This window comes from Nonomuraea sp. NPDC001684 (genome assembly GCF_053596515.1).
Map to the genome: position 1 here is coordinate 1 of NZ_JBSFGJ010000514.1, position 6,206 is coordinate 6,206.

Here is a 6,206-nt window from a genome sequence, read left to right on the forward strand (position 1 = left end):
GCTGGCGGTGAACGTCATGCTGGCCACGGCCATGCAGCCGCTGGGCTTCCTGTCGGCCGGGCCGCTGGCCGAATGGGCGGAGCCGCTGACCTCCCGGCCGGGCGGCGGCGCCGCGGCGGTGCTGCTGGCCAGCGGCGTCCTGCTGGTGATCTGGGGCCTGCTCGGGCTGCGTCACCGGCCGCTGCACCACATCGAGGACCTCATCCCCGACGCGGCGCCGCCCTCGGAGGCCGCCGCCGACCTGAACGCGATCCAGGAGAAGGTGCTGAACGGATGATCTTGGTATCCGCGTCCGACGTGCGGGCCGCCGCGGCCCGCATCGCCCCGTTCGTCCGGCGCACGCCGCTGCTGCGGCTGCCCGGCGAACGCCTCTGGCTCAAGCCGGAGAACCGGCAGCCCACCGCCTCCTTCAAGGTGCGCGGCGCCGCGAACGCGGTGGCCCGGCTGGCCGGTCGGGGCATCACGCACGTCGTGGCCCAGTCCTCGGGCAACCACGCCCAGGCCATCGCCTACGCCGCCGCCCGGCACGGCCTGCGGGCCACCGTCGTCCTGCCCGACACCGCGCCGGAGCTCAAGGTGGAGGCGGCCCGCGGGCTCGGCGCCGAGGTGGTCATCGTGCCGCCGGCGCTGCGCGAGATCACCTGCCTGGCGCTGGCCGACCATCTCGGCGCGACCGTCGTGCGTTCCGACGACTTCGACGTGATCGCCGGGCACGGCAGCGCCGGGGCGGAGATCGTCCTCGACCTTCCCGAGGCGGGCACGATCCTGGTGCCCGTCTGCAACGGCGGCCTGCTGGCCGGCGTCGCGGTGGCGGCCAAGGCCGCCGACCCCGCGATCACCGTGATCGGCGTCGAGCCCGAGCTCGCCGCCGACGGCGCGGCCAGCTTCCGCAGCGGCGCCCGGACGGCCTGGCCGGTGGAGCTGACCTACCGCACCCGGGCCGACGGGTTGCGCGGCCCCGTCCTCGGCGAGCTGGCCTGGGAGCACATCCGGCGGCACGTCGACGACATGCTGACCGTTCGCGAGGACGACATCGACGCCGCCGCCGAGCTGCTGTGGGACCGGCTGGGCGAGCGCGCCGAGCCAAGCGGGGCCGTGACCACCGCCGCCTACCTGGCCCATCAGGCGCTTCTGCCCGACGGGCCGGTGGTGGCGATCGTCTCCGGCGGCAACGTGGCGCCCGCCCTCCAGCCGGCGGCCCGGCAGGCGGAGTGACGCCGCCCTCGCGTCCCATGGCGCGGAACCACCATGGGACGCGAGGGGCGGGGACGGCCGCTACGCCTCTTCGGAGACCCCCAGGTACATCACGCCCGGGTGCGCGGGGTTGAAGGCGATCGAGGTGACCCGGTCGTAGGCGTTGTGGTTGACGGTGACGCGGTCCTTGCGGGACTCGTACTTGTAGATGTCCGTGCCGATCGCCGACCAGCCGGTCCCGAAGTCGAAGTAGAGGACGTCCGCGTCCTTCGGGTGCGGGGCGAGCAGCGGCCCGTTGGGGATCGTCACCACCGCGTCCTGGTCCACGACGGGGGTGAAGTTCCGGCCGCCGTCGTCCGAGCGGTAGATGTGCCGGCCGCCGGACGGCACGCCGGCCTCCAGCTCCGCCAGGTTGAGCCCCATCGCCCACACGACGTTCCCGGCGGCCGGGGAGATCGCGGCGCTGAACACGTTGACCCGGTCGCCGTCCCCGGCCAGCCCCGAGGCCGAGGTCCAGGTGCGGCCGCCGTCGAAGGTGACGCGGGCGCCGGTGTCGGAGGCGCCGAGCACCACGTGGTCCAGGTCGTGCGGGTCGAACACCGCCGTGTAGGACATGCGGGTGTCGCTCGGTGACCAGGCCGGCACCCCGACGGGCTGCCAGGTGCGCCCGCCGTCCCGCGACTCGTGCAGCTGGCCCAGCAGGTCGGACGCCCGCAGGCGGTCGCCGTCGCCCCGGTCCACGCCGATCCCGATCAGGTCGCCGCCCGGCCCGGTGAGCGGCGTGACGCCCTCGGGCGTGGCGAGCGCCAGGTTGCCGTCGCGGTCCCAGGCGTAGGCCCGGCCGCCCTGGGCGGCGACCAGCTCGACGAAGGAGCCCTTGACCTCGCCGGCCGCGCTCCAGGTGCAGCCCGCGTCCTTGGAGGCCAGCAACCGCCTGTTGGACATGGCCAGCAACTGGTTCGGGCGGTCGAGCGCGACCAGCCCGGTGGTGTAGACGATCGGGCCGAGCACCTCGCTGGTGGACGCGATCTTCTTGCCGTCGTTCCACGCGTACGTCACAGAGCCGTCACCGGCGACCGTCTGGCAGACCGGCCGGCTCCAGCCCGAGCCGTCGAAACCCTCACTGGAGGTCCTCGCCATGGCCGGCGTGGCGGCGGACAGGACCGTCAGCGCGGTCGCGAGTCCGATGGTGAACGCCTTCTTCAACACTGCCTCCCCGACAGGAATCTGGTACGCGTTCGTTCCTATCGGTGAAGGCGATGCTCAGGCTAGGTCTGCCCGGGGCTGGTTCATGCCATGGCAGGTATCTGACACACTGTTCGATCATGAACGCGGACGACAACGCCCTCGCCGCCGTCGGCGTGGACGCCGAGGACGAGCAGATCTACCGCACCCTGCTGCGCCGGCCGCGCACCACGCTGCCCGAGCTGGCCGCGCACACCGGCCGCACCACCGTGGCCCTGCGCCGGGCGTGCTCCCGGCTGGAGGCGCTCGGCCTGGTCAGCCGCATGGCCGGCCGCCCGGTCCGGTACGTGCCGACCAGGCCCGACGTGGCGGTGGCCGCCCTCATCTCCCGCCGCGAGGAGGGGCTGGCCCAGGCCAGGCTGGCCGCGCTCGCGCTGCTGGCCGAGACGCCGCGGACGGAGAACCTGGCTCCCGAGGAGCTGGTGGAGGTCGTCCAGGGGCAGGCGGCCGTGGTGCAGCGGTTCACCCAGTTGCAGCAGACCGCGACCGAGGAGCTCCTGGTCCTCGACCGGCCCCCGTACGCCCAGGATCCCTCCCAGCAGAACGCCCCCGAGATGGAACGCCTCGCGCACGGCCTCGTGGTGCGCGGCATCTACGACGCCTCGGCCCTGGAGATCCCCGGCAAGCTCCGTCTCGCCCAGGAGTCGGCGGCGGCCGGGGAGCAGGCCAGGGTCAGCCCCGAGGTGCCCATGAAGCTGGCCATCGCCGACCGCAGGACCGCCATCCTGCCGCTGAACGCCGACGCCTCGGCCCACTCCGGCAGCGCGGTCATCGTGCACTCCTCGTCGCTGCTCGACGCGCTGGTCGCCCTGTTCGAGGTCCTGTGGCGGGCGGCGCTGCCGCTCCCGCTCTACGACGCGCGCTCCCGCCCGGCGGACCTGCCGGACCCCGAGCTGTTCACGCTGCTCGCGGCCGGGCTCAAGGACGAGGCGGTCGCCCGCCAGCTCGGGGTGAGCCTGCGCACGGTGCACCGCAGGGTCAGCGAGCTGATGGACCGGCTCGGCGCCCGCACCCGCTTCCAGGCCGGCCTGCTGGCGGCGCGCCGCGGCTGGTGCGACCCGGACGCCTGACCGCCCGCGCAAAATCGTTTGCGGCCGCCCGGTCCGGACGGATAGGAAACTGGGGTGCTGAAGGGCGGCAAGGTCGGGCTCCGGGCCCGCCACGAGGACGACATCCCGATCCTGCGGGCCGAGCTCTACGACGACCCGGTCTACTCCTCGCGGGCCGGAAACCGTCCGTGGCGGCCGGTCACACCCGGCACGGATGACTCGCGGCTCGTGGTGGACGACACCGTGGAGGCGGTCGTCCCGTTCTCCGTGGTGGACCTCGACGGCGGCGCGCTCGTCGGCGCGGCGACGCTGTGGGGCATCGACACCCACCACCGGTCCGCGCACGTCGGGCTGGGGCTGCTGCCGTCCTGCCGCGGCAGGGGTTACGGCACCGACGTGGTCGCGGTGCTGTGCCATTACGGCTTCGTCCTGCGCGGCCTGCAGCGGTTGCAGATCGAGACGCTGGCCGACAACGTCGCTATGCTGCGCGCGGCCGAGCGCAACGGCTTCGTCCGCGAGGGCGTGCTGCGCTCCTCCGCGTGGGTGATGGGCGAGTTCCTGGACCAGGTGCTGCTCGGGCTCCTGGTCCAGGAGTGGAAGCCGGCCTCGCGGAGCTAGGCGGGGCCGCTCATGCCCCCGCCCACCAGGCCCGCGGCCCCCGTGGCGGCGCGGGCCTGGCGTCGCTCAAAGCCGGCCCGGCACTCACCCGCCCGTGGCGGGGTGGAAGTCCTCGCTCATGGGGGCGATCCCGCCGTTGCCGGGGTAGTAGTCGTCCTTCGCGGCGGCCGGGCCGGCGGCCAGGGCGAGTCCGGTCGCGGCCAGCAGGCCGATCGAGGTCAGTCTGAGTGTGGTCCTGGTCATGCCGTCACCTCTCGTCAGTCCGATGCGTGTTCTCCGGCCGGGCACGGGATCCAGTGCACAACCCGGGGCCGCCGCCCGTCACCCTGTTCCGGCCTGAGCGGGAACACACAGGTCACAGCGTCGGCGGGGTCCCAGTCTCGATGACCGGCCGATTGTCCGGCAGCCCCCCGCACCGGTCCGGACAATCGGCACGACCCGCGCCGGACGCCGCCTTGTAGCATCGGGGCATGATCTTCACAGCGAGCACCGCCGACGTCGCCGTCGTCCTGGGGCCGGGCGGTCCGGTGGGCACGGCCTGGCTGCTCGGCCTGGCGGCGGGCCTGCGCGCGGCGGGCGTGGAGCTCGCGGACGCCGATCTGCTCGTCGGCACCTCGGCGGGCGCGATCGCCGCCGCCGCCCTGGCCGCCGGACGCGACCTGGACGAGCTCGCCGACCTGCCGCCCGCGCCCCCGGACCGGCGGGCCGGGGACCCGACCGTGATGCCGCGCGTCCTGCAGATCCTCAACGCGCCCGGCGCCGACCCGCGGGAGGCGCTGCGCCAGGCGGGCGCGCTCGCCCTGGAGGCGGACGCGCTGCCGGAGGAAGACCATCTGACCGCCATGCGCCGGCTCGTCGGCGCCGGCTCCTGGCCCGGCCGCCCGCTGCTGATCACCGCCGTGGACGCCGTCAGCGGCGAGCCGGTGGTCTGGAGCGGCGACAGCGGCGTCCCGCTGCCCGCCGCCGTCGCCGCCAGCAGCGCCGCCCCCGGCCACGCCGTCCCGATCACCATCGGCGCACGCCGGTACATGGACGGCGCGCTCGGCGGCGGGTCCAACGTGCACCTCGCCGCGGGCGCGGGCGCGATCGTCCTGGTCGAGCCGCTCGGGCACCTGTTCCCGGGCCCGGCGGTCGAGCGGGGCGTGCGGATCCTGCCCGACCAGGCGGCGCTGGAGGCGTTCGGGCCGGACCTCGGCGACCGGAGCCGGTGGGGACGGGTGTACCTGGAGGGACGCCGCCAGTCCGCCGGGCTCGCCGAACTGGTCGGGCCGTACCTGCCGGGCCGCTCCGCCCCGGCCTGAACGAGGGCGTGCCCGGCACGCAGCGGATCGGGGCAGGTGCGCGTTCCCTGTGCATGAATCTTGAGATCGTCGCCCGCGCGTCCCCGCCGCCGCCGGCCGACGCCGCCGACGCGGTGGTGTCCGGCCTGTACCGGGAGCACCGGCTCGCCCTCGTCCGCCTGGCCCTGCTGCTCGTGGGCGACCGGGAGAGCGCGGAGGACGTCGTCCAGGACGTCTTCTCCAGGTTGCCCGGCAGGAGCCCGGCCACCCTCACCCTGGCGTACGTGCGGGTCTGCGTGCTGAACGCCTCGCGCTCGCTGCTGCGCAGGCGGAGTGTCGCCGCCAGGGCGGTCCTGCGGCGGCGGGACGACCCGGTGGACTCGGCCGAGACGATCGCGCTGCTGGGCGAGTCGCGGCAGGAGATGCTCGCGGCGCTCGGCCGGTTGCCCCGGCGGCAGCGCGAGGTTCTCGTCCTGCGTTACTACCTCGACCTGTCCGACGCCGACATCGCCGAGGCGACGCGCCTGCGGCAGAGCACGGTACGGTCCACCGCCTCCAGAGCCCTGGAGCGGCTTGAGCGCGAGCTGGGAGGCCGGGCATGACCACGATCGAGGACCGGCTCAGGGACGCGATGACGGCCAGGGCCGAGACGGTACAGGACGACGGGCGGCCGCCGGTCGCGGGGGGGGGGCGCCGGCGGGGGGGGGGCGGGGGTTGCTTTTACTGGGGGGGGGGGGGGGGGGGGGGGGGGGGGGGGGGGGGGGGGGGGGGGGGGGGGGGGGGGGCTCATTTCTTTGTTTTTGGGGGGGGGGCCGGGGCG

8 protein-coding genes are annotated in these 6,206 nt (G+C 74.9%); 6 read left to right on the top strand and 2 right to left on the bottom strand.

Going from position 1 to position 6,206, the window contains the following annotated elements:
• Both ACWCSD_RS45635 and ACWCSD_RS45640 read left to right on the top strand, forming a co-directional pair.
• Positions 1-277: hypothetical protein (locus ACWCSD_RS45635; RefSeq protein WP_449924849.1), on the top strand; the 277-nt coding region annotated here is incomplete at its 5' end.
• A complete protein-coding gene (locus tag ACWCSD_RS45640; protein WP_397162749.1) occupies positions 274-1,215 on the top strand; it encodes a threonine/serine dehydratase in 942 nt (313 codons plus the stop codon). The genes ACWCSD_RS45635 and ACWCSD_RS45640, both read left to right, overlap by 4 nt.
• Positions 1,216-1,275: 60 nt before the next feature.
• On the opposite strand, the gene ACWCSD_RS45645 is transcribed toward ACWCSD_RS45640, so the two are convergent.
• Complete coding sequence (locus ACWCSD_RS45645) at positions 1,276-2,400, bottom strand: WD40/YVTN/BNR-like repeat-containing protein (RefSeq protein ID WP_449924852.1); 1,125 nt, start codon at positions 2,398-2,400, stop codon at positions 1,276-1,278.
• Positions 2,401-2,519: 119 nt separating this feature from the next.
• Between ACWCSD_RS45645 and ACWCSD_RS45650 the strand changes: the two genes are divergently transcribed.
• Entirely contained in the window at positions 2,520-3,509 is a 990-nt protein-coding gene (locus tag ACWCSD_RS45650; protein WP_358297283.1) for a helix-turn-helix transcriptional regulator, read from the top strand.
• A 54-nt stretch (positions 3,510-3,563) separates the two neighbouring features.
• Positions 3,564-4,106: a GNAT family N-acetyltransferase gene (locus ACWCSD_RS45655; protein WP_449924856.1), complete on the top strand. Its 543-nt coding sequence runs from the start codon at positions 3,564-3,566 to the stop codon at positions 4,104-4,106.
• Positions 4,107-4,190: 84 nt separating this feature from the next.
• On the opposite strand, the gene ACWCSD_RS45660 is transcribed toward ACWCSD_RS45655, so the two are convergent.
• A complete protein-coding gene (locus ACWCSD_RS45660) occupies positions 4,191-4,349 on the bottom strand; it encodes a hypothetical protein (protein WP_397162752.1) in 159 nt (52 codons plus the stop codon).
• 227 nt (positions 4,350-4,576) lie between these two features.
• On the opposite strand from ACWCSD_RS45660, the gene ACWCSD_RS45665 reads away from it, so the two are divergent.
• The gene (locus ACWCSD_RS45665) at positions 4,577-5,407 is read left to right on the top strand and encodes a patatin-like phospholipase family protein (RefSeq protein ID WP_449924859.1); all 831 of its coding nucleotides are present in this window, start codon (positions 4,577-4,579) and stop codon (positions 5,405-5,407) included.
• A 53-nt stretch (positions 5,408-5,460) separates the two neighbouring features.
• Positions 5,461-5,988 (top strand): RNA polymerase sigma factor, encoded by a 528-nt coding sequence (locus tag ACWCSD_RS45670; RefSeq protein ID WP_449924862.1) that lies wholly within the window; start codon positions 5,461-5,463, stop codon positions 5,986-5,988.
• The last annotated feature ends 218 nt before the right edge of the window (positions 5,989-6,206 follow it).